The organism is Vibrio sp. 99-70-13A1, assembly GCF_013114625.1.
GTDB lineage: Bacteria > Pseudomonadota > Gammaproteobacteria > Enterobacterales > Vibrionaceae > Vibrio.
In genome coordinates, this window is sequence record NZ_VTXD01000018.1 from 48,757 (window position 1) to 73,333 (window position 24,577).

Consider the following 24,577-nt stretch of genomic DNA (forward strand, 5'->3'; position numbering starts at 1 on the left):
AATAGAAGAAAATACACTCAAAACGATGTAAATAAACTTCCACTGCATTTATTCGTGCTCTAAGCATTCTAGTCTTCAACGACAACTATTCTTTTAGTAACAGGCAGCTGTAAAAAGTGAAAAATTACGGTTTTAAATACTTTGTTCTTAACTCTTCGCAGGTAAGAAACAAGCCGAGTATTGAAGACAATAGAAAGCTGAAAGAGATAACATAGAGAAAAGATAAAGGTCAGCAACCATAGTTACTGACCTTTAAACGAGCGGAATCACATCACATTTATTGCAACTTAAATTGCTCTACAAGTTTTGATAACTGCTTGTTACTTTGCGATAAATTTTGAGTACTCTCCATGGTTTGAGTACTATTGTTAGTCAACTCATTCACCATACTTTGGATTGTCGTCATATTACGGCTGACTTCATCCGTTACGGCACTTTGTTCTTCCGCTGCCGTGGCGATCTCCAAGCCTAAATCATTGATGTGTGTAATCGAGCTAACCATAACATCTAAGCTAACATTCACATTCTTGGTTGCTTCTGCTGTTTGCTCACAACGTGATTTAGTTTCATCCATCGCTTTCACGACCGTTTTTGTCCCTTCATTTAAATCAGCAAGCATACTATTAATTTCAGACGTACTGTGCTGAGTTCTTGCGGCCAGAGCTCGAACTTCATCCGCAACAACGGCAAATCCTCTGCCTTGCTCTCCAGCTCGAGCGGCTTCAATAGCTGCATTAAGCGCTAATAAATTCGTTTGATCAGCAATTTCACCAATAACAGCCAATACTGAGCTAATTTTTTGCGAATCTTGATTCATCGATTGGATGCTAGCCGCCATTGTCTCAACTTCTGAGATTAAATCAGCCACACTTGTCACTGAGTTCGCAACAACCAGTTTAGATTGTGCAGCCTCATCATTTGTTGATTGAGTGAATCCAGCCGTCTGAGAAGCACTTTGGGCAACACTTTCGGCCGTTGAATTCATTTCATTAATGGCAGCCACGACCTGAGTCGTTTCCATCACATGTGATGATAAGACTTGGTCATTACTCATAGTCTGATTGGTTAACTGCTCGATGTTATTAGAAATCTGTTTCGAAGATTTAGAAACATCTAGCATCATTGTCTGTAAATTCCCAATAAAGGTATTTACAGCCTGTGCTATTTCTCCCAGATCATCGTTAGTATTCACCTCTAATCGGCGAGTCAAATCACCATTACCTTTAGACAGATCCACCACTGTACTTTTCAGCGCTAAGATTGGTCGGTAAGTAATATTAAAAATAATAAAAAACAATACAAACGAGCTAACAAGCAATAGCGCAGATGTGTACAACGACTCTTCTAAAGCAGCATCAACACCTGCGTATGCGACTGACTTATCTACGCCAACCATCAAATGCCAGCCGTTGTTTTCATCTACATTGATAGTTTTAAAGAATGCGACCTTTTCAACTCCATTCAGACTATAGTCAGCCTTTCCTGATGACTGAGACAACAGAATATCCGTAAGCGGGCGTAAGCTATCGAAATCGTATAATTTAGTCTCACCCGGCACATCAACTTCACCATTAGATGCAATCGTCAAACTCGTGTCATCGTAGATGCCCATGAAAGCACCAGGGAAAGGCGCTTTTTGAACCAAGTCTGCAAGCAAGTCCAACTCTATATCCGCCAGCAGTACGCCTTTTAATTGACCTCCTGAATAGAAAGGTTCAGCAATACTCACTAGTAATTTTTTAGTTAGGGCATCTTGATAAATACCCGTCGTAATCATCCCTCTCTTTTGCTTGGCTAACTGATACCAACCACGCTGACGAGGGTCATATGTCGCTAAATCACGCTTACCACTTGCGTTGCTGTACGCTCTACCATCCTCAAAGCCTACGAAAATATCAGTCGCTAATGATGTATTAGCGATGGGTCTCAGCATCGATAGTATTTTTTCGTCACCGTGTGCATTCGAAAAGTCAGGAGCATTAGCCGTTAATCCCGATTTAATCGTATTCAACCAAGTTTCAATCGTGTCACTCGTCGTCTCAATTTTAAGCATTGAATATTCATTGACTCGATCATGGATCGATGTTGAAACCTGCTTATAAGATAGTACGTTAGACACCACTAATGAAGCTGCCAGTAAGAAGGTTACAGCGACAAAAAGCTTCCCCTTAAAACCACTTATAATATGCATATAATTTCTCTTTAATTTATAAAACTATGAATATCATCCCATCAAACTACTGCAACATGTTCGACATTCATTATTTTTATGAATTAAATCACACTATTAGATAGTCACTAATCATGATTTCTATCCGGTTTAATTCATTTATTCCGGTAGAATCCGCTCTCTTATATAGCTTTTAAACTACATAAAAAGCTTTAATAAGGATTTGAGTTTTAGTAAATGAATGGAAACGAGCACATTATTACAAGCATGCCTTTATCAATTGCAATAGATGCGTATAATCCCCCGCTCTTATTACGCCGTTCTATTCTTAGCGAGACCAATATGTCCAAACTGTTTTTTAAAGGCCGAATTGAAACTAGGCAAAATCACGTACTTGCAGGTTACAACGTAAACCGCGACGTGAAAGCCGGAACAGATAAAGCACCAATTTCAATTTCTGTGCAATCTGAAGAACGTAAAGCTGAACTTGAGCTGTTGGTTTCTGAACATTCTGTTATTGCAGACATTACAGTTAATGCAGATCAGGAAGAAAACACACTTGAACTTGATGTTCTTCTGAACAAACCGAAAACAACAACGTTTGAAAAAATGCCGAATCGAAATGATCCATGTAGTTGTGGAAGCGGCAAAAAATATAAGAAGTGCTGCGCTTAATTCTTTAAAAATACCGCCTATTTGGCGGTTTTTTTTGCTTTCAACTTGCATTTATCAACCCTATCTCTGATTTATTCCTCATACCTTTTTCCGCTTCAAATACCTACATCACTCCAAGCGTCCAAATTTTGTCATGTGATTGAAACTCGACACTTATTGAACCGAGTGCACATAAATTAAAAGTCTCTCCAAATGTAATCACAATATTTCGTACAACATGTCTAAACTTTAATAAGAAAACACAACCTAAATCATTACATTTAAAAGGGTTAATCTGTTTTAGCTTTTGCCTAGCGAAAAGTACAAGCAAGTTGTTTACGGAGAAACAATGAAGAAATCATTTGGTCAGTTTCAATATTTCCCTATCGCGGCGTTGGCGATTTCCATGCTTGTTGGCGGGTATTTTTATAACCGTACTCTAGATGATTGGTTAACTAAGATAGTCAGTGGCTACATGTTCAGCCTAGTCGATGATGTGGCATACCAAATGCAGCAAGATCACTTAGACCTCTATGATATGGAAGCCATTGAGATAGATGAGTATCTGAGCTCTTTATCCCAAGCTAATTTTGGTCGACGCTTTACCGTTATCCACAGTACAGGGAAAGTGCTTGGTGATTCACAGCTCAATTTCCGTGAACTTTCCGAGCTTGATGACCATAGTCAAAGGGTAGAAATAAAGTCAGCCCTTACCGGAGAAAGTGGATTATCAAAACGTTATAGCCCCACCTTGAATCAAGAGCTTTTATACGTTGCGAAGAAAATTGATTTTCATTTGGATGCGCATGACCATGATTCCATCTATGTTTTGCGTCTCGCAATGCCGATGACCACGCTCTCTGCAATGGCAAAAGATCTTCAATACATTGTGGTTGCTTTAATGAGTTGTTCCCTCATTGTGTTGATGTTTTCTTCTTGGTACAGCAACCGAAAAGTATTTATCGTGGTGAATAAAGAGCGCGATAAACAAGAAGATAGGATAAGAAAAAGCACTCAAGAAATTGAACTACTCCACAGGTTAGCCAATATGCTCGCAGCGTGTAATAACGTGAGTGAAGCACAAACTGTGATAGCTGATATCATCCCACGCATATTGGGTGATATTAATGGCTGTGTTTCAATTATGCGCGAGTCACGTAACCAGCTTGAAGTGAAGCTAGATTGGGGAGGCTCTTGGCCTGCAAACTTAACTTATGCGCCTCATGATTGCTGGGCTTTACGTAAAGGTAAACACCATTTATCTCATGATGATCACCACCATCTACCTTGTAACCACATGAGCCAATGTGAAGATTCAGGTGTCACACTTTGTCTACCTTTAACCGCTCACGGTAATACTGTTGGCATGTTTCATTTATATTTTGGACATCAAACAGAATCTATCAATGAAGAAACAAAACAACTAGCGTTCACTATTGCCGAACATTTAGGTTTAGCTCTGGCGAACTTAAGCTTACAAGAAAAGCTACGATCTCAAGCGTTAAGCGATCCTTTAACTGGGTTATTTAACCGCCGCTACTTTGAAGAAGCTATTGAGAGTGAATGGAATAAATCGAGCCAATTGAATCAACCGCTATCATTATTAATGCTCGACTTAGATCACTTCAAACGTTTCAACGATAATTTTGGTCATGATGCTGGTGATTATGTACTGAAAGAAGTGTCTAACCTTCTAAAAAGAGTGATTGGTGAAGACCATGTTGCCTGCCGATTAGGAGGGGAAGAACTCGCCGTTCTTAGCCCAAATTGTGACAATAAAGAATCAATGGAATTGGCAAACCTCATTGTTAACTCTATTCGTGAACTGCACTTAGATATGAAGGGGTTATCTTTGGGCCAGCTCGGTGTATCTATTGGTGTAACCACTTACCCAGACTTAAATACTTCCACACAAGATTTAGTAAAAGCCGCTGACACCGCTTTATACCAAGCTAAAGATAATGGACGTAGCCAAGCTATTCATACCTGCTATAAACCTGAAACTCTGGAGAATAAACCAGTACTGATAGAACCAGTCGCAGAAGCTTCTGGTTCTGAAGAAGCTTCTGGTTTTGAAGAACCTTCTGTTACTAAAGAACTATTTGACTCCGAAAATGTGGAACCTATCAAAACTAATAAAGTTTAGATCTTAGGTCCTGCTAATTTGGCGATGTATCGCTTTGTCTGAGATACATCGTCTTTTTTACCAGACCTCTTCACCTAAGCACCATAGAGTTTTTTATAATGGTTTTATCCTCTCTCATCACTTCTCCTGCTATTTAAAAATAGTCACTATACAATTTGGTCGATGGCTACAGCTAGCAGCTGATAATCAACTCATCCTATGTTTCAATTGATTAAATAAATGTTGATTAATAGAGTCTTTTCTTGAAGATTTACAGCCTAAAATGGTTATTTCTAACGGAAACGAATCCTAGGTCTATACTTATGTAACAAGTACCTATGCTCTAAACTCTAGTTTTGATGGCGTGAATAAAAGGTTATAATAAACATATCTGTCAGTAATATAATAAGTTATAAATCAACTGGCTCATCACTTCACATTAATAGCGGTGTGTCATTCCTATTTGGTGACTTTAATCTCCGAATTAAGTTAATATTTTATAGTCTTAGTATGGTCAACCAAAAATATGCATAAGCACTCACCTGAAAGCTCTATTAAAGTTCAAATATCTGAAATTTCGATTGGTATGTTCGTCACTGGTATAGAAAACAATACCCGAATCAACCTAACCAATGCAGGCCGAGTATCAAGTCAAACTGGTATTGATAGCTTATTGAAAAATAACATTAAATTTGTTTGGGTCGATGAAGGACTATCAGACAGCAAGATTGATTTTTCCACGCTAACGGTTTTCAACCCAGCAGATGAAGCTCAGCCGAGCGAGCCAGCTACAACAACAACACAAAGTCTACGTAGCAAACGAAAAAGCAATGTTAAAGGTACTGCTGCCGCTCGTTCGTTAGTAGAAGAAGCGAAAGGCATTGCCAGTAAAGTTATAAACAAGGCTTTTGATGGTCAAGCATTTAGTGTTGATGAATTTGACGCTTGGGCTGATGACCTAATCAGCTTTACATTAACGGATAAAGACGCCATTCGTTTGGTGTCAGCACTTCGTTCAAAAGATGAATATTTGCTTGAGCACTCAGTAAGTGTCTCTACTTTACTTGTCACTTTTGCACGCTATTTAGGCTACTCAGAAGCCGAGCTAAAGCAGTTTGCGATTGGCGGTATTATTCACGATATCGGCAAAGTCAAAGTCGACGACAAAGTTCTACACAAACCAGCCAAATTAACAGCAGAAGAATTTGAGCATATGAAAATGCATCAAACTTATGCTTTAGACTTAATCAAAAACATCAAAGGGCTTTCTGTTATTAGCCGTGATGTATGCTTAATGCACCATGAGAAACTGGATGGAAATGGCTATCCTAAAGGTTTAACTGGCGATCAACTCCCAGTACATGGTCGTATGAGCTCAATTGTCGATATATTTGATGCTCTAACTGCTGATCGTGTTTATAAGAAAAGTATGAGCCCTCAAGAAGCATTCAAGATCCTGCTTGGGATGACCCCAAATCATCTAGACAGTAATCTCGTGTACCAGTTCATTAACTGTTTGGGTGTGTACCCAGTCGCATCACTTGTCGAACTAAGCAATGGGCGTGCAGCAATAGTCTGGGAGTCTAACCAAAAGCACAGTAAGAAGCCGATTGTTAAAAGCTTTTATTCCATTAAACATAAGCACTTCACTGAGATTGAATTTAAAGATTTAGCCAAAAGTGATTTAACAATAGTAAGAGCTATTTCTCCTTCAGAGTTTGATTTTGATATTAATAACTTTATCCATTAGTAACTTTATCCATTTGTAACGTCATCACTTCTCTCTAAATAGTTTGAGCATATCCAAAATAGAATGTTAATGAATAATAAAACCTCTACTAGAAAGCCAGTAGAGGTTTTAGGGCTTAATCGGTTAAAGAGTTAGTAACCGTAATTATCATGGGTATTCGTTAGCTCATAAAATGTTGCTTTCGCGTAGTCATCTTTATCTCCCGTTTTATCTTGAAGATATATACCCGCCTTAAAGTACATATAGTTATCTGCGTCACCGTAACCGCTGCCAGACATATCTACCGTTTTATTCGCTAGTTGAGTGCCGTTTTGGCTAAGTGTCACAGTGAGGTCGTCACCTTTCACTTTAATCTGATAAGAGAAGTGCTCATCCAGAGCTATACCATCAGATGGGCTTGAAGTGCTGTTAAGATCACCATTTGATTTAACCATAGTACCTAATAAGTTGTACCAAGCTTCATTGCCACCATCACTTTTAGATGTTTCATGTGCAAAATAAATGGCGCCATTTTCGTTGTTTGGCAGCTTGTGGTAGTACAAACGGATAGGTTCATTATGTTCAGCGTGTATTTGCCCTACAATAATGCGTCCTTTTTGCTCATTTGATGATGCTGTTGTGGTTACTTTATTAACAGCTAATGTTGCATTCATCACTCCGTCGATGCCACCAAAATCACTTTGGCTAGAACTTGGGATACTTGAAAATGCCCAGTTATTCTCAGCGGAACTAGTGCCAACGCTTGTATCTCCACGACGTAACATCTCGCGAAGTTCTGTTCTTGTGTAACTTGTGTTACTCGATGTTTTATAACCGCCAACTGTACATTCAAAGACCATTCCGCCATCAGTACCCGTGTAGAAGAATTCACTTTCGTAGTTATTGTTTAGGTCTTTTTCTTTAATTGAATCAGCAGTACCTGAATTATCAGTATCGGTAGGGACACTTAAATACCAATCCCATAAGTCGAAGTTATACGCTGGTGTTTGGGAAGGATCTAAACCGTAATCAGGTGTACCCGGGTCAACTGGCGGCTCGCCATCAGACTCATTCCCAAAAAGACGAACTTCTTTGATATTAGTGTATTCATCACCATCGCTGTTTTCGAAAATTTTAACGCGAACATAACGTGCATCAATGTCCGTAACATCATAGTTTTCATAAGCTTCCGATAATCCAGAGCTGGTTCCTGAAAACACTTTTGTCCAAGTACTTGAACTATCGTCGACTTGTGTACGGACTTCAAACCTATGCGTTCGGTCGTCTCCTTTACCCCAAGCAATGGCAAGATCAGTGATTTTTTGCACTGAGCCTAAATCTAAAACTAGGTTTTCTGCGCTTCCATTCGATGCTTTCCAACGGCTATCCCACGCGGTGCTACCATCTATAGCGTTTGAAGCTGGGTAGCCGGCAACAGAGCCTCCCCAGTCAGACGCACTTTGTATATTTAATTGAGCAGCACTTGCTGTGGCGTTGAAACACATTAGCATTGAAACGCTAAGAACCTTTTTATAAGTAATCATGATCATCCTCATCAGATTTTAGTCACTCTCCTACTGATTCATTGTTTTATTGTGGGTACAGATAATCATCCTTCTTTCACGGGAGATTTAAACAATATCAGCAGAAGCCGAATGCCAAATTGCATTCTGGATATGAAGCGTAATGCGTTTCATTTTAGGTTGCCAAGATGAAGATCTAATATTAATAAATTATAATAATACAAATGTCACAACTGTGATCTGTGAATATAATTTAACCACTTAATACATTTTTTCGATGACTGCGGTTTGCGTTATTGATCATGTAGCTCCGCCCCCCTTCTGAAATTCATAAATCTAGCCACCTTTCATAAATAAAAGCACTAATAACGCATTTAGCCGTTAACTTTTGACACTCCTCTGACTATCCATCCTTACAATCCGGGCGATTTTATTTCATTCGAGGTTGTTATGTTTCGTTGTCTCTCCCATAGAGTGGTATTCATACTATTATCTATCGTTTTAAGTGGTTGTTCCTTATTAGAAATTAAGCTTGATAGTCAAACTACACCTTTAACTAAACAAGAACTCAACACCCGAATCATGACTCGTGAATACACAAAGTCTTTTTTCACTCAAGTTGAGAACGCAGCGGATCAAACCGCACAGCAATATTCAGAATCAGACACTCTTCATCAATCTTATGTTTTGTTATGGAAAATACATTCTGAACAAGGCTTACAAGCCGCTGCATACCAAACTTCACCCATTGCAGCTTTGATCGATACTTGGGTATTTGCCGAACAAATGGAGTACTTCTTTGTATCTGGTGCAGGTAATGATTTATTTAAAAGTGAAGATGTGAAAGAGGCCTCTATCGCATTAAGTGCACAAGCTAAATCACTGGCTAAATCTATATTGGTAAGTAATGACTTCAAGATGAGTACGACGTTTGTCGAACAGTTTGTAGAAGACAACCCATTTAGAGACATGTCATTTAAGCGCGTACCAGCTTACCGTGATTGGTTAGCTTACACGGGTAAAAGCGAAACCGATGCTGTTCAAACTTTGGGAACAATGCCAGAAGCGATGGGTGATGCATCTGACCGCTTGAGCTTAATGGCGGAGCAAACACCTAAGTTGATCTCATGGAAGGCAGAACTTGTTGCTCTTAATAGCAGCCTTACAGGTGAAGATTTGTCATTAACGTTAGCGAATTTACGCGATACATCTTCATCCCTTCAAGATTTCATTGAAAACAATCCTGAATACATGCAAAACCTTGCCGAGATCATGTCCGCTGAAATGCAGCCTTTAATTAATGATTTGAGTCTAAAAACGGATCAAAAATTAGATAAGTTAACTTTGGAACGCATTGCGCTAGAGGCCATGGTAAGTCGCGAGCGCGAAGCTCTGATTCAAATGGTTGCAAGTGAAAGAATAGAGATTGCAGAGATTGTTTCAAAAGAACGAGCGCAATTTACTGAAGATTTAGATCGAGTCTCTCAAGACGTCGTTGCACTTGCCGTTGATAAACTGATGGAACTAATCAAAAGTGTGATCATCTACTTCATCTTGTTTATCCTAGTCGTTTTCTTTGCTCCTTTAGGCATTGGCTACTGGTTAGGTAAACGAACTGCAGTCAATCGAGCAAAATAAAAATAAACAACATGACTGAATAGTTCATGTATGGGATGCTCAAATTCGCCTGCTGAGCATCCCATAAGTTAGAGCAACAATAACTAGATTATCAATTATCTTCTAAGAGCATATTGAAACAATGCGCTCCATACTCACTCCATTAAAGTTGCCTATTAATCTCAGCCATTTCATCACGCCATTGATTTTGTAAACTTGGCTTTTGATGTTTGGGCTTTCTTTCAAGGTCATCTGCGAGCAATGATTCGAGAACGATCAAGCGTTCTAAAAGTTGCTCTTCATTTGAAGGTACGCTTTTCTCGTTACCTAGCAGATCATGCCTTTCATTAAAATCAGTAAAGTCACTATTAGCAGATTGTCCAACTGAAGCGCCTACTAATTCTAAAGAATTTGAAGATTGGGAAGGCTCTGAACTTTCCGCTATCTTTAGGTATATCTCTTCAGCTGTTGAGAATTCAGTTAAGCTTCCTTTCTGAATAAACCAGAATCGATTACAGCTTTGTTCTATTAAGCTACGATCGTGACTGACTAACACGGTTGCCCCTTTAAACTCATTGAGCGTTTCGATAAGCTCCTCTTTTCCTTCCATATCTAAATGGTTAGTCGGTTCATCTAAAAACACTAAGTGGTATCTTGCTAATGTTAAACCGACAAATAAAAGCCGTGCCCTTTCACCCCCACTGAGGGATTCGACCTTCTGTTCATGCCTAGTGAACTTAAAGCCTGCACTAATCAAAGCCCTCTTGGTTTGTTCATTGCTTATTGAAGCAAACTTACCCAAGGCATCAGTCAGAGTATCTTGGTCATCAAGTTGCTTCAGTGACTGATCGTAATAGCCTAAATGGCAACGGTCATGAAAAGTAACTGATGCTTGTTGTTCTTCTAGGTTCGCTTCTTCATTTTCTTTTAAAAGATACTGTCTATATAAAAGATTAAGCAACGTAGATTTACCACAGCCGTTACTCCCCAAAACTGCAATTCTGTCGCCGCTTTTAATACGCATTTCAGCCATATCAAACAACACAGACTGGCTTTGAGGTGGTTTAACTGAAAATGGAGTGGTTTCCACTAAGCGATTTGCTGGTAAAGCATCACCTTGTAGGCTCAAACGCCAAGGAACACCTTCTGTTAATTCAGTTTGTTCCTCTTCTAAACGTTCTTTCCTAGCAAACATGGTCTTCGCTTTACGGGCCAAATCTTCGTTATCGTAGACTTGCCCCCAATTGGCTAACCTTTTGGCACTTTTCTCTATCCGATCAATTTCTTTTTGTTCGCTTGATCGACGAGCCTTATCTTGTTCATCTTTTTGCCTCAACTTTTCTCTCGCTTCTGAGCAAGGCAAAGCAAAGTGATGAAGAGATTGATCTCGCATGATCCAAGTGGTGTTGGTCACTGAATCAAGTAACGTTTGGTCATGAGAAACCAACACAAACGAACCTTTCCATTGTGACAAAAATTGTTCTAACCACATAAGCGAAGGTAAATCTAAGTGGTTACTAGGTTCATCAAGTAATAATAAATCTGGCTCGTTTATAATCGCTCTTGCCAATAAAAGCCTAACTTGCTGGCCACCACTACAATTTGAAACCGGCATCTGCCAATCTGAAACCGCAAAGCCTAATTCTGTTAAAAGAAGTTCAGCCCGCCAGTATTCATCTTCAGTTAGAGTTTCAGCTAACGCATCTAAAACCGTTTTTGACTGTATTTCATTGGGGATATGCTGCTCAACGTAACTCAACAAGCAATGTTTAGCCGTATAAATATAGCCATCGCTAGGTTCATTTTGTTTATCGAGTAGTTTAAGTAGTGAACTCTTTCCGCAGCCATTATGTCCAATAAGACCAATTTTATCGCCACGATTAACCGTGAAAGTCAGCTCTTTGAATAGAGGGGTAGAAGTGTGTGAAAGTGTTAGGGATTGTGCAGTTAAAAATGTACTCATAATATTCTCAAGAATTTGGGGCGCAAGACGCCGTTGTCAGTGTTGACAATAATTCTTCGAGCTTGAGAGACGGTATCCGTCTAAAGGTAATTATTCGCTCAAGTCGAGATTATCGCAACGCGATATCAATAACTCTTGAGCGAACGTTAATACCAAACAGGCGTGGGTAGCTAAAGCACCACAAAATCATAAGTTCCTCCTTTTCTTCATTGTGAAATGTTGCCATTTCGGGTGATTGAATGGTGAGCATTTTATCGTTACTTTTATCAAAGTAAAGAGATCGAACCATCAATTATAGCCGTATTGCATCATTAACTTGATTTAACAAACAGGTGTTGTGCATTGAAAATTCTAATTATTGGCGGTTCAGGTGGTATTGGCCACGCTCTTATCAAACAGCTATTGGCTAGAAAGCCTGATGCTTCAATTTATGCGACCTATAACTCGAGCGACCCTCGAATAGATCACGGCAATGTACAATGGTTTAAAGTCGATGCATCCTCTGAGCAAGATGTGCTTTGGCTATCTAACCAGTTAAGCGACCTTGATTTATTAATCAATGCCATTGGTAGCCTACATACCGAAAATAAAAAACCCGAGAAATCAGTAAGCGAATTTTGCCCAGATTTTTTTCATCACAATCTTGATTCCAATGTGGTACCAACCATTTTACTTAGCAAATATTTTGCAAAGCATCTCAAGTCAAAGCATACGACTTTTTTCGTTTCTTTATCTGCAAGGGTTGGCAGTATCGAAGACAATAATATCGGAGGGTGGATTAGCTACCGTTGCTCTAAAGCTGCTTTGAATATGGCAATTAAGACCATCAGCATTGAGTGGAAATACAAGTCCCCACATTGTTGCGTCTTATCCTTCCACCCTGGCACTACAGATACTGAGCTTTCCAAGCCATTCCAAAAAAATGTTAAGCCTGAAAAGTTGTTTACCTCACAATATGTCGCCTGTCAGTTACTCGACTTATTAAAATATAAGGACGCTTCTGATACCGGTAAATTCTTCAGTTTTAATGGTGAAGAGATCCCTTGGTAATACTTGTTTCAAGGAATGAAAACCGAAATTCCGATAAGCCTAATCATCAGATAATCTTAGAGGCTACTCCGCATACTCTCTCACAAAGTTATTCAGCTCTTTTACGGTCTTAATTACATAGATGTCTTTTTCAGAAGAGTTTTCCGTAAGTTTAGATAGAAAGTCATCATTCCAAAACTTCGGGCACAGCTTTAAGACTTTATAGCTCTCCAAGGTGCCTTTTATAACAGAGCTACCATCCGGCCACCCTTCTGGCTTGATGAACACTCCTTTAAGGCATCGCTTTGTAACAAACCAATAGCTAACGGGATATGGTAGATCGATGTAAATCAAAGTGTCCGCTTCTTCTAAGCGCTTATAAAATGAGCCGATAGGACCAAAACCATCAATGATCCAGCGTTCTGAACTCAATATATTATTATGTGCATCATCGTATACCTGTCTGTCCACAAGCGTACCGTCAACGTTATAAACAATAGAATCCAACTGATGAAGGGGAATACCAGTCGCTAATGTAAGTGCCTTACTTATTGTCGACTTTCCACTGCCTGGTTTACCAAAAATAGCGACTTTATTCATTGTAACCTCCTATGTTGAATCTTCTTTTCTCGGAAAATTCTGACTTATTATTCTATCGCTGACTTAATTAGCTGAGTTTCAAAGCGTATAAAATGCATTTCTAAGTCCACATCAGTATCTAAAGAATGTTCATAATTATTATCAACAACGTTCATTACAGCCGAAAGCCAAAACTTCAATGCGGCTGTATTTTCTTTTAGAACCCGAATCTGCCACTTACCTAGATAACGGGAACAAAGTTCCGCCAATGCCCTTTTACCAACTCCCTTTCCTTTAAATTTTCGTAATACGAAGAATTGCTCAATATCATAAACTTCTGATTGATTTGGGTAGCCACGGAGCAGCACAAATCCGGCGAGTTCTCCATCAAAAAATATAAAATAGGGAACGTGATCAGCTTTTGCCCAGTAAGGATCTAGCGAGGCGGATTTAAAAGTGTATAAGCCATCCGAATTAGGGCTCCAACCCATGTATTCAGACATATCGTAAACATAATATGGAAATAAGTTCTCCAATATATGTCTATCATTTAATTCTATTCTTTTCAGAGAGACTTCCATACTTCCTCTAATTAACCTCAACGACTAGTACATGTTTTCTGTTTCTAAAATACCACTGGTCTTATTCTCAATAACAATACATATGAGAATTTGAAGCAAGCAAAAATCCATAAAGATATGAATAATACATTCACTTTTTATTCATTAGTAGTAAGCGACAATAGCGGCAGGTAATGAATTAGAGATTAAATGATGAAGAAAATTTTTGTAAGTATTTCACTGTTCACAGCACTAATCGCGGGTACGGCAACAGCAGAAGTTAATGGTGAAGATTTTAATGAATTTCCCAAGCAAGATGCAGCGCATTGTTTCGGCTGGGCTGCTGGGCTAGATAAAAACCAAGATTACACAAAATTTCTCGTCGAGCTTTCTAAAGGACGCACAGACAGCGTCAAAACAGACCCATTTATAATGGAAGAGTTTGGCACTGCAATGGGTTACTCGGAAGCTATGGTTGAGTTTGCAGGACAAGCGAAGGCCGATGAAAAATACACTCAAATTTGTCAGCCAATCAAGGCAAAGTACGGCTTTTAAACCCTCATAATTTAAGTGTTATCATTTAAATAGACACGTTTACACCGATTCTAAAATCAATAATGCCTCCTAAAATGGAGGCATTGTTTTAAATGCTAAGCAGCTATTCAAGTATTCAAGTATTCAAGTATTCAAGTATTCAAGTATTCAAGTATTCATTCGATTAGTCGACACCAGAAAATCAAATTCAGAAACTCTAGCCAAAAATGATGGTTTCATCGAACTTGGCAAAGAAGTTGCGATGGGGAGATCTGCCTTCATCGCATCCACTGCGCGGTTACGAACCAATACTTCAAAGTGCAGATGTGGACCAGTCAAACGTCCAGTCGCACCTGAAAGTGCAATTTTTTGCCCACGCTTTATGGACTGTCCCTTTTTAACTAAGAACTTGTCCAAGTGCAGATAACGAGTTTTATAGACGCTATTATGTTCAATAACTAAATATTTACCTGCGTACGGGTGGTTTCGAACAGCCAATACCTTTCCATCCCCAATAGAGTATACGGGAGCTCCAACTGGCGTAGCAAAATCCGTCCCATTGTGTGGAGTCACTCTTCCTGTCACAGGGTGCTTACGCTTAGGGTTAAATGATGACGTAATACGTCGATATAGTTTATCTATTGGATAGCGGTTAAATGCTCGCTCTAAGCTTTCTCCATCCCTATCATAAAATCGTCCATCTTCTGCTAGAAATGCCGCAACTTCTCCAGTCGCTAATTTAAATAGAATCCCTTTTATTTCACTGTTACCCGTTGGGTGATCATCTAAGAACTGCTGTTTAACCAAAATATCAAAATTATCGCCAGCCCTAAGCGAGCGTGTAAAGTCGATCTTGTCTTTCAATACCCGGGTAATATTTGCTATTTGATTGGATGTTAAACCCAACCTATGCGCTGAAACAGAAAAGCTACCAACGACCTCTCCTGAGAATAATGTCTCACGCCACTCGCCAGGTATTTCCTGTAGCTGATAAGAGAACGAGCCATCTTCCTCTAAGGCATAAATCGCCTTTTCAACCAGACTCTTGTGATACGTAAGATCATTTAACCCTCCGCTTTCGTTCATCACAAACTCTAAATGCTCGCCAGGCTTTATCATATCAAGCTGCAGGTGTTCTGAGTCTGCCGACAACACCTCTTGAAGAACGCGATAAGGGATCCCTAACTGTGAAAAAACACCACTGAGCGTATCACCCACTTTTACAATGTAGTGTTTTGGTGCTGGTTTTTGGGCTTGGACTTGGATTTGGACTTGGGATGATACAGAAACCGATGAAATCACACTCGGTGATATTTCGTCTTCTGTATTTGTGTTTGTTTCTATTTCTATTGTCGAACTTTCAAGGGCGACAGATTTATTTTGGCTTTCAAGGTCATTCGGAACTGAAAGAAGGAAGGCAAACGACAGTGCTAGCGTAGCGATCGTTAAGGTAACAACTCTAAACTTATTCATAAAAATGCGATACATCGACAAAAACCATAACCGTTATGATATAACATAACAATTAAATCCGCAAAAACTGGCTACCAGAATAATTTGCAAACTGTAATGCCGCATTCAACTCACTGGTTCACTCATTTAAGGGAATAGTATAAGTGGATACATTCAAGGAAGTCCTAATTGTAGCGGGGACACACGGTAACGAATTATCGGGTATTTATATCCATAAACTCATAGAAGACCAACTTTATACTTCTGACCGTTCAACCTTCAGTGCACCTTCAATTATCGCGAATCCCAATGCGATAAAACACAATACTCGTTGCGTAAGCACCGATTTAAACCGTGAATTTTGCACAGCTGAAAACCACACTTATTCGGACTCATGCGAAACCGTACTTGCCCGCCAATTTATTCAAGATTATGCCCATAAAGATAACCAATTGATTGTTGACCTGCATAACACGACGAGCAATATGGGCGCGACATTGATCTTACTTGCTAATGACCCCTTTTATCAAAAAATGGGAGCATACGTTAAACAACATATGCCCGAAGCCAACATTCTATTTGAAGATACAAAGCCCTGGATCAAACAGCCGTATCTGTGCACTTCAGGTAAATATGGAGTCATGATTGAAGTTGGTGAACAAGCTCATGGCGCACTTAAATACGATACATTAAATCTAATGAAACAGATGCTTACAGCCGTTTTAGATTACGTTGAAAAACATAACCTAAGCCAGTTGCCTTCACTCAATCACTACCATGCTTTCTTTTATACAGAAGACGTTCAAATACCTTTAGATAATAATGGGCTTCGTGAAGCTATGGTACACCCTGCAGTTTGTGGTAAAGATTTTGAAGTTATAAAGCACGGCGAACCACTTTTAATCACCTTGTCAGGAAATGACATATGTTGGCAAGAAGCGCACGATGTTTACCCCCACTTCATAAACGAAAGTGCTTATTGTAAAGCGAATATTGCAATGGCATTAGCAGAAAGAAGGCTCGTTTCCGTAGGTTAAAATCTTTCAGAGTGATGGTGTGCCATCACTCTGAAAGTTATTAAACATTATTGCCTGACAACGTTAGACCTACTGCTACTGCTACTGCTACTGCTACTGCTAACAGCATGAGTGTTGTTGGTGGGATGATAAAGCTTACAGCACGCAACTTAATAGCTGTGTTTCCAAGCTCTCATCAATGGTATGGGCGATAAGCTCAATTCTACTTTCCGCGCACTCATCAAGTTCACTTTCAGTTAGACCATCAGGTGTCAAATTATAGCCAGCAATACCACTATCTGTAATGAATACCGCTTTCATGCGCTCAACGTTCAATTCGACAAGCAATAAAATAAGCTTAGTTCGGTCAAAGACTTTATCTGGAGAAAACCGCCAGCCAACACTCTTAAAACCTTCTCCTTCATTAATGGCTTTAATCACTCCACTTTCTGGCATAGGTACTTCAGAAGCGAGAGGTTTACTATGTCCATGATGGTGGTGATGTGGAGGATTCATATGAATATTGGTATCGCCTTCAAACTCAGAAAAAGGAATCACACCATGCTCTGCAAATATGACCTTAGAGTTTGGCCTGCTTACCTCTGCCACATACGCTTTTAATTTTTCTGCATCACCTTCTTGGTACAAATCAAGTTTGTTTCCCACCACCGTATCGGCAATCGCAATTTGTTGGTTGAACGTTTCATTAGCCGTATAAAGGTTGTCTGAAAGCTTGCGCGCATCCACCAGCGTAATGTTTTTTTGCAAAGAGAGTACTTTCTGGTAATGCTCTGTAGAAAGAACCTGAAGAACTTCTTTTGGGTGACCAAGTCCTGTTGGTTCTATTAATAAACGATCTGGTTTTGCTTCCGACAACAATTGATTCAAAGCAATTTGCATAGGCAAACCAGCAGCACAGCACATGCACCCACCTGGCACTTCACGAATAAAAACTTTCGCTTCTTTGCTGTTCTGACCTTGGATCAAGCTGCCATCAACACCAATTTCACCAAATTCATTAACGAGTACAGCCCAACGTTCATTATCCGGCTTATTAGCCATAAGGTTTAAAATCGCGGTCGTTTTTCCTACTCCTAGAAAGCCAGTAATAATATTAGTCGGAACCCCTAAAATAGGCTGGTTATTAGAGCTCATTAGTGATCCTCCTGTACCCTTGAACAAGAGTATGATTTGCTGACACCACAGACTCTGAGAACGCAGAGTATTCTGGTGGTACTTTTGAAATATTATTCAAATTGAACCCAGCCCCAATGTTAGTCATAGGGGGAACGTGAAAGTTCTCTGGCAGATCTAAACCATCCACTACACAGTTATGGCGAATCACACACCCTTTGCCAATTTGGGCATTAAATACAACCGAGTTAAAACCAATGAATACGTCGTCACTGACTTCACATGGACCATGGATAATAGATCGGTGTGCAATAGACGATCGCTCACCAATAGTGACGGCAGCTCCGGCTTTAGAGTGGATAACCACACCATCTTGAATATTCGTGCCACGCTTAATTACGATAGCTTCCATGTCGCCTTGTTCATTCACTTCATCCGCGCGGATAACCGCATAAGGACCAATAAAGACGTTATCTTCAATCACCACCTTGCCACATACGATGGCTGTGGGATCAACAAATGCCGCTTCCGACACTTCCGGCATGTGACCACTAGGGTTTCTTCTTAACATATTGATTTCTCATAATTCATGTCTGGTAAGACACATTATCTACAACTGTATTTTGGCGTTTCGCATCAACCAAAACTTTTTATAAATGAGTCCAACTATCTGTCGAACGACAGTCGCATTGCTGAATTCGATTTTTCATTCACCTTTTGGTTTGCGTAAACCAGTGAGCCGTTAACCCACGTGTTTTTGATGCTTGATGTAAATTCATGTCCTGAAAAAGGTGACCAGCCGCAGTGATACAAACTATTTTCATTACTCACTAGCGTTGGTGTTTTTGTATCAACTAAGACCAAATCAGCGAAATAACCTTCTTTGATAAACCCACGTTCCTCAATTGCATAACGGATAGCAGGGTTATGTGCCGTTTTTTCAACGACTTGAGCTACGGTCATATGCCCAAAACTCACTTGGTCAAATAGGCTAAGCAAAGCATGCTGAACCAAAGGTAACCCTGCTGGTGCTTGGGCATAAGGCACTTGTTTTTCTTCCCAAGTATGTGGAGCATGGTCCGTCGCAATGATATCGATTTGACCAGTACTCAACGCTTTCAAGAGCGCATCACGGTCACTTGGGTACTTTATCGACGGGTTACACTTAATTTGGTTTCCAAGAAAGCGGTAATCTCTATTATCAAACCAAAGATGATGCACGCATGCTTCTGCTGTAATGCGCTTATCTTTAATTGGTCCTGATTCAAATAAAGCGAGCTCTTTAGCCGTGGTAATGTGTAATACATGGAGTTGGCTATTGTATTTTTTTGCAAGATCGACAGCGTATGAAGAAGAAGCAAAACACGCTTCGTCGTCTCTTATAACTGGGTGGTCTTCAATCGTTAATTCAGGTTTATCGTGTTTTAATTCACTTTGCTTTAATTTTTCTTGATTTAGCCTTTCTTGGTTTTTATTGATGACATCTCCACTTTCACAATGAGTCACTATCAACACTGGGGAGTTCTTGAATATATCGTCTAACGCTTGTGGATCTTCAACCAATAAATCACCAGTGGACGCCCCCATAAAAACTTTCACACCACAGTGCTTTTTTGGGTCCAATAATGTTATCTGTTCTAGGTTGTCTTCTGTTGCACCTAAGTAAAAAGAGTAGTTTGCTAACGAACGGCTTCTTGCTATCTCAAACTTCCGTTCCAGCGCTTCTATTGTTGTTGTCGCAGGGCTAACATTTGGCATTTCCATATAACTTGTTATCCCACCCGCTACAGCAGCGCGAGATTCAGAAGCAATAGACCCTTTATGCGTTAAGCCTGGTTCACGAAAGTGCACTTGATCATCAATCATCCCAGGGAGTAAATACCCCCCTTCTGCATCAATGACCTCATCTTCAAACCTTTCTTCTATACATTCTGCAATAAGATCTATTCGCTGATCGACAATTCGTAAATCAGTCTTGGTTATGATTCCTTCGTTAACCACTTGGGCATTTTTTATGAGTGTTGATGACATAGCGTTTCAGCGTCTCCTTTCTGAGTGAAACTGATAGATAAGAAATAATTAGGGGAAAATAGCGAACCGGATTTCTGTGATGAAACGGAATTAGTTGAAGGTGCAAAGTGTTGGTACTGTGTGGGTATTACTGCTAAACACTATTGAGCGCACTTGTCACAGATACAGCTAATTTCAAGCTGCGGACTGATGATAGTGAAGCCTTCTTGCTTTGCATGCGATTGAAGCCCTGAAATCATCGTAGGATCGATAATTTGTTCGCTGATTTTGTTGCACTTAGAACAGATAAAAAATTGAGGAACACCGTGTTCGTGATCGCAAAGAATATGAGCACATGCAATATATTTATTTGAAACTTTGAGTTTATGGGCGAAGTGTTCGCCCTCTAGAAAATCCAAAATGCGATAGACCGACATGGCTTGAATGCTCTGGGAAAAGTGCTCGTTGCAGTAATCCACCAGCTCATAAGCAGATAAAGCCTTATTTGCATGTACTAAAGCCCGTAACACTAGCTTGCGTTGCGATGTCAGTTGCTTGCCGCGAGTTTTACAGCTTTTCTCTACATGATTAATAATCGTATTCATTGCGCTCATCCAGCTTACTTTCCTCGAATCCGTTCGGTGAAAACTTATAATTATAGATATGTTATAACATAACAATTAAGACCATAACAGCTTGATGATTAATTTAGAATTAAGATGAGAAATACTTAGAAAGAATGCTTTATTGCGAATTCAAGATCGGTGTTTAGGGGGGATTTAAGATCAGAGTTAAGGCGCCAAATGGCTGGCTATGCTAGCGCCTTGAATCAATCGTTTAACAATGCATGGGAATAAGACATTGATTAATCAGGCATAATAATCAAACCTAACTGCTCTAGTAATTGCTCTTGCTGCCAAGCACAGATTTTAACGCCAGTCAGGTCTATCTTGCGGGGATCTAAACCATATAACTCAGAATGACTTAAATCGCATCCCGCGATTCTAAATTGATCCCAACAATCTTCAGAAAAAACACCACGGCTAAGATCGGACTCTTTGAATGATGCGCCTCTTAGATTGGCACCAATCCATCTATTTTCAAATAGATCACATTTTTCGATCACTTGTTTTTCCAAGTTTGCATAAGACAAATTGCACCCTGTGATGTAAGCAGAGCAAAAGTACATTTTATGCGAAACCTGATTGACAAAATTCGCTTGGCTGAAATTCGCACCTTTAAGATCGCAATCTCTAAATTCCACACCAAAGCAATTTGCACCACTGAAATAGGACATAGCAATCCTACAGTCTTTAAACGAAGCATCTCGAAGATCAGAGTAAGAAAAATCACAACCTTCAAGTTCGCCTTGCTCAATGAATATACAGTTTACAAACCGAGCATCACGAAAGTTAGTACGTTTAAAGTTGCAACGAAAAAATGTGCACTTAGTGAAAGTATGACCGCTCAGGTCTTGATGAGAGAAATCGGTTTGAGTGTATGATTGGTCAATTTGATTCATTTTTCGTCCTCAATATTATTTGATTTGAAGACTATCACTTACAGAGGAGCTTTCAACAAAAATAAAACCATATTAAACAGCAACTTAAAATGATGCTAAATAGCCATTTTAAGACACCAAACTAGCGCTGTAAGGTGTCTATTTTTAAGTAAGCGAACCAGCAATGGCAGAAAAAACTTTTATGGCTTATAGGTAAGATAAAGAAGAAAAGTGATCTTGCATTCACCTGAAGAGGTTACTGATGGATTAACGAATGCAAGGGTAAAAGTTTAGCTGATTCCCTTCTAACATCATGCAATCCATATTTGCTCTATGAGCCGCCAGTTTCCCTAATTCGGTATCTTCAAAAACAACACAGTCTTGGCTCTACTTCGATTTGACTTGCTGCTAATAAGAAGGTATCTGGGTTTGGCTTATGTTTATCGACATCGTTGGCGGTGACAATCGAAACTTAACTTCAGCATTTATTCCTCTCTGTTCTTATTATCTCTTTGCTGCAATCGAATAATCTCATCATTCACCCAGCCTAAAAGTTGTTTGGTCGCTTTAGATAAGACTTGATTTTGTCTAACAATATAGCCAAGGCTCGTACTGCAAAAACCCACTAAAGGCGTGACTTTAGAATTTAAGTGATGCTTTGTTGAGATGGCAAATTCAGGAATGATAGCGACACCAAAGCCGGCTTCTGCCCAATCGATTTGTGCATCAACACTGCCTACTTCCATCACTCTGTAACTCGGTAAATTGAGGCTCGGTAAGCCTTCATCAATGAAATCTCGTGTTCGCGTATCATGACCGAGTAAAATCAGGGTTAACCCATCAGCTTCTGGTTCTGCTTCTGACCGAGATTCCGGTTCTCCTTTCACCTCAGCTTTAAGTGCAAGAGCCTGCTCATGATTGCCATGTGCATTATTTAGATCAAATCCATTACCTAACGCACACCAAGTCAGCTCTTGCAGCTGCGTAAAATGCAGTGATTCATTGTGCTGTTCTTTGGCTATAACAAAACCGAGATCCGCTTGCGCATTTTTAACTAGGTTAGATGCCTGAGATGACGTGGTATTCAATAGTGTGAGGTCAATACCTGGATATTCCGCTTTAAACTTCTGGAAAGGACGAATAAGTAATATCCGAGAAATAATGTCACTCACAGCAATGGTTAATGTTCCTTTCTTAAGATCATTAATTGCATTGAGATCCGCCTGACATATTTGCAGTTCCAATAACGTTCTATGGCTAGTTTCTAATAACCTTTCACCCGCTTGAGTTAACTGAAATGGGCTTCTCTCTATCAACTTAATACGTGTAAGTTGCTCTAGCTGTTTTAAGTGCAAACTTACATTAGGCTGAGTCATATGCAGTGCGTTCGCCGCTTTACCGAAATGCTTGTATTCCGCTAACGTGACAAACGTTTTCAACAAATTAATATCAAGCATCATCTACCCTCGCTATTTTCCACATCTTATATGAATTCCTTATCAAGATAATAATCATAATTAATTTCTCTTATTTCTTTGACAAGGCTAACATTATTCCTCAAACAGTCAGGAGAAAAATTATGCCATCTATTGTTGTTGTCGGTGCAAACTGGGGTGATGAAGGCAAAGGCCGCATCGTTGATTTTTTAGCAGATAATGCTTCTGCGAGTATCCGCTTTCAAGGCGGAAACAATGCAGGTCATACCGTTGTAAATGACTTCGGTACATTTAAATTACACCAACTACCAAGCGGCATTTTTAACCCTGACTGTACGGCGGTTCTTGGCCCTGGCATGGTGATCAGCCCTGCTGCATTAAGCGAAGAAATTGCAGAAGTACAAGCTGCTGGTATCAACGTTAAAATGGCAATTTCAGATCGTGCAACCCTATGTCTTCCTTTACACGCACTTGAAGATACTCTGGAAGAAGAACGCCTTGGTGATGCTGCATATGGTTCAACACGTCAAGGTATTGCACCAGCGTATGGCGATCGCGTGATGAAGAAAGGCATTCTTGTTGGTTGGTTGAATCAACCTGAGATTCTAGAGCAACGTATTCAATTTTTACTTGATTGGAAAATGCCTCAACTTAAAGCTTTATACCCTCAATGTGACTTCACACAGACCGCGGCTGAAATGACAGAATGGCTACTTGAAGTGACTAAAGCTTGGCGTCCATTCATCTGTAATGTGACTGAGCCACTAAAAGCGCTTCAAGCACAAGACGCTAACTTACTTTTTGAAGCGCAGTTAGGTGCAGGACGTGACCTTGTCTATGGCGAATACCCTTGGACAACATCTTCTAACGTAACTGCAGCTTATGCTGGTATTGGTAGTGGATTACCTGCCCTTCACCCTGAACGTGTAATTGCAGTTGCGAAAGCATTCAGTTCTTCAGTTGGTACAGGTACCTTAGTGACGGCAATGGAAGAGCAAGACAACTTCCGCGAAAGTTCTAATGAATACGGCGCAACCACAGGCCGCCCACGAGACATGGGTTACTTCGATGCGGTTGCCACTCGTAATGGCGTGGAATTACAAGCCGCAACTGAAATCGCACTGACTAAGATTGATTGCCTTTCTGGTTTAGCAGAGCTAAAAATTTGTACGGCTTACGCTGGCGAGCACAGTGAAAACCCTATTTGGCCACAAACGGCTGAATTAAAACCTGTATACGAAGATATGGCGGGCTGGAATGAAGATATCACTGGCTGCCGGACGTTTGAAAGCTTACCAAAAGCCGCGCAAGACTATGTTACTCGCATTGAAGAGTTAATGGGTGTGCCCATTGTTATGGTATCGGTAGGTCCTGAACGCGAGCAAATGATCATCAGAGGCTAAGCTGGTTGTTCAATCTGTATCTTGCGGATCGTTAATAGAATTAAACACTTAATTAAATCGGCTGAAGGAATTTCAGCCGATTTTTACGTTTTAAGGACACATTCTAAATATGAAATCAAAAGCTCTTACCGGTACTTTTACT

At 39.9% G+C, this 24,577-nt stretch carries 20 protein-coding genes and 1 pseudogene; 8 read left to right on the forward strand and 13 right to left on the reverse strand.

The window, feature by feature from the left end; genetic code table 11:
* Positions 1–277: 277 nt before the first annotated feature.
* On the reverse strand, positions 278–2,191 hold the full coding sequence (locus tag F0226_RS12650; protein WP_171735979.1) for a methyl-accepting chemotaxis protein: 1,914 nt from the start codon (positions 2,189–2,191) through the stop codon (positions 278–280).
* Between the two features lie 321 nt (positions 2,192–2,512).
* Between F0226_RS12650 and F0226_RS12655 the strand changes: the two genes are divergently transcribed.
* The 3 genes from F0226_RS12655 (at position 2,513) to F0226_RS12665 (ending at position 6,699) form a co-directional block, all read left to right on the forward strand.
* Positions 2,513–2,845 (forward strand): PBPRA1643 family SWIM/SEC-C metal-binding motif protein, encoded by a 333-nt coding sequence (locus tag F0226_RS12655; RefSeq protein ID WP_171735980.1) that lies wholly within the window; start codon positions 2,513–2,515, stop codon positions 2,843–2,845.
* Positions 2,846–3,173: 328 nt separating this feature from the next.
* On the forward strand, positions 3,174–4,970 hold the full coding sequence (locus F0226_RS12660; RefSeq protein WP_171735981.1) for a diguanylate cyclase: 1,797 nt from the start codon (positions 3,174–3,176) through the stop codon (positions 4,968–4,970).
* Between the two features lie 505 nt (positions 4,971–5,475).
* Positions 5,476–6,699, forward strand: a complete 1,224-nt coding sequence (locus F0226_RS12665; RefSeq protein ID WP_171735982.1) for an HD-GYP domain-containing protein — start codon at positions 5,476–5,478, stop codon at positions 6,697–6,699.
* 131 nt (positions 6,700–6,830) lie between these two features.
* Here F0226_RS12665 and F0226_RS12670 read toward each other — a convergent pair whose 3' ends face one another.
* A complete protein-coding gene (locus F0226_RS12670) occupies positions 6,831–8,222 on the reverse strand; it encodes a polysaccharide lyase family 7 protein (RefSeq protein ID WP_253820820.1) in 1,392 nt (463 codons plus the stop codon).
* 429 nt (positions 8,223–8,651) lie between these two features.
* Here F0226_RS12670 and F0226_RS12675 point away from each other — a divergent pair, with 429 nt between their 5' ends.
* Entirely contained in the window at positions 8,652–9,839 is a 1,188-nt protein-coding gene (locus F0226_RS12675; protein ID WP_171735984.1) for a DHH family phosphoesterase, read from the forward strand.
* 142 nt (positions 9,840–9,981) lie between these two features.
* On the opposite strand, the gene F0226_RS12680 is transcribed toward F0226_RS12675, so the two are convergent.
* Positions 9,982–11,781 (reverse strand): ABC-F family ATP-binding cassette domain-containing protein, encoded by a 1,800-nt coding sequence (locus tag F0226_RS12680; protein WP_171735985.1) that lies wholly within the window; start codon positions 11,779–11,781, stop codon positions 9,982–9,984.
* A 342-nt stretch (positions 11,782–12,123) separates the two neighbouring features.
* Between F0226_RS12680 and F0226_RS12685 the strand changes: the two genes are divergently transcribed.
* Entirely contained in the window at positions 12,124–12,831 is a 708-nt protein-coding gene (locus tag F0226_RS12685; protein ID WP_171735986.1) for an SDR family NAD(P)-dependent oxidoreductase, read from the forward strand.
* Positions 12,832–12,894: 63 nt separating this feature from the next.
* On the opposite strand, the gene F0226_RS12690 is transcribed toward F0226_RS12685, so the two are convergent.
* A complete protein-coding gene (locus F0226_RS12690) occupies positions 12,895–13,410 on the reverse strand; it encodes an adenylate kinase (RefSeq protein WP_171735987.1) in 516 nt (171 codons plus the stop codon).
* Positions 13,411–13,457: 47 nt separating this feature from the next.
* Entirely contained in the window at positions 13,458–13,970 is a 513-nt protein-coding gene (locus tag F0226_RS12695; protein ID WP_171735988.1) for a GNAT family N-acetyltransferase, read from the reverse strand.
* Positions 13,971–14,159: 189 nt separating this feature from the next.
* Here F0226_RS12695 and F0226_RS12700 point away from each other — a divergent pair, with 189 nt between their 5' ends.
* The gene (locus F0226_RS12700; protein WP_253820821.1) at positions 14,160–14,504 is read left to right on the forward strand and encodes a hypothetical protein; all 345 of its coding nucleotides are present in this window, start codon (positions 14,160–14,162) and stop codon (positions 14,502–14,504) included.
* 147 nt (positions 14,505–14,651) lie between these two features.
* Here the strand turns inward: F0226_RS12700 and F0226_RS12705 are convergent, their stop codons facing one another.
* Complete coding sequence (locus F0226_RS12705) at positions 14,652–15,956, reverse strand: peptidoglycan DD-metalloendopeptidase family protein (protein WP_216606621.1); 1,305 nt, start codon at positions 15,954–15,956, stop codon at positions 14,652–14,654.
* A gap of 143 nt (positions 15,957–16,099) precedes the next feature.
* Between F0226_RS12705 and F0226_RS12710 the strand changes: the two genes are divergently transcribed.
* Positions 16,100–16,972, forward strand: a complete 873-nt coding sequence (locus tag F0226_RS12710; RefSeq protein WP_171735989.1) for an aspartoacylase — start codon at positions 16,100–16,102, stop codon at positions 16,970–16,972.
* A gap of 135 nt (positions 16,973–17,107) precedes the next feature.
* Here the strand turns inward: F0226_RS12710 and F0226_RS12715 are convergent, their stop codons facing one another.
* The 7 genes and pseudogenes from F0226_RS12715 to F0226_RS12740 all read right to left on the reverse strand — a co-directional run bounded on the left by F0226_RS12715 (position 17,108) and on the right by F0226_RS12740 (position 23,056).
* Entirely contained in the window at positions 17,108–18,106 is a 999-nt protein-coding gene (locus F0226_RS12715) for a GTP-binding protein (RefSeq protein ID WP_171735990.1), read from the reverse strand.
* Positions 18,096–18,656: a carbonate dehydratase gene (locus F0226_RS12720; protein WP_171735991.1), complete on the reverse strand. Its 561-nt coding sequence runs from the start codon at positions 18,654–18,656 to the stop codon at positions 18,096–18,098. Before F0226_RS12720 ends, F0226_RS12715 begins: the two co-directional genes overlap by 11 nt.
* A gap of 95 nt (positions 18,657–18,751) precedes the next feature.
* The gene (locus F0226_RS12725) at positions 18,752–20,116 is read right to left on the reverse strand and encodes a dihydroorotase (RefSeq protein ID WP_171735992.1); all 1,365 of its coding nucleotides are present in this window, start codon (positions 20,114–20,116) and stop codon (positions 18,752–18,754) included.
* Positions 20,117–20,256: 140 nt separating this feature from the next.
* Complete coding sequence (locus tag F0226_RS12730) at positions 20,257–20,709, reverse strand: transcriptional repressor (RefSeq protein ID WP_171735993.1); 453 nt, start codon at positions 20,707–20,709, stop codon at positions 20,257–20,259.
* Between the two features lie 251 nt (positions 20,710–20,960).
* Positions 20,961–21,617 (reverse strand): Qnr family pentapeptide repeat protein, encoded by a 657-nt coding sequence (locus F0226_RS12735; protein WP_171735994.1) that lies wholly within the window; start codon positions 21,615–21,617, stop codon positions 20,961–20,963.
* 246 nt (positions 21,618–21,863) lie between these two features.
* Positions 21,864–22,065 (reverse strand): annotated as a pseudogene (locus tag F0226_RS22540) (HAD-IA family hydrolase); the annotation flags it as partial.
* Between the two features lie 16 nt (positions 22,066–22,081).
* Positions 22,082–23,056, reverse strand: a complete 975-nt coding sequence (locus F0226_RS12740; protein WP_171735995.1) for a LysR family transcriptional regulator — start codon at positions 23,054–23,056, stop codon at positions 22,082–22,084.
* Between the two features lie 119 nt (positions 23,057–23,175).
* Here F0226_RS12740 and F0226_RS12745 point away from each other — a divergent pair, with 119 nt between their 5' ends.
* Positions 23,176–24,435, forward strand: coding sequence for an adenylosuccinate synthase (locus tag F0226_RS12745; protein ID WP_171735996.1), 1,260 nt, complete (start codon positions 23,176–23,178; stop codon positions 24,433–24,435).
* Positions 24,436–24,577 lie beyond the last annotated feature (142 nt).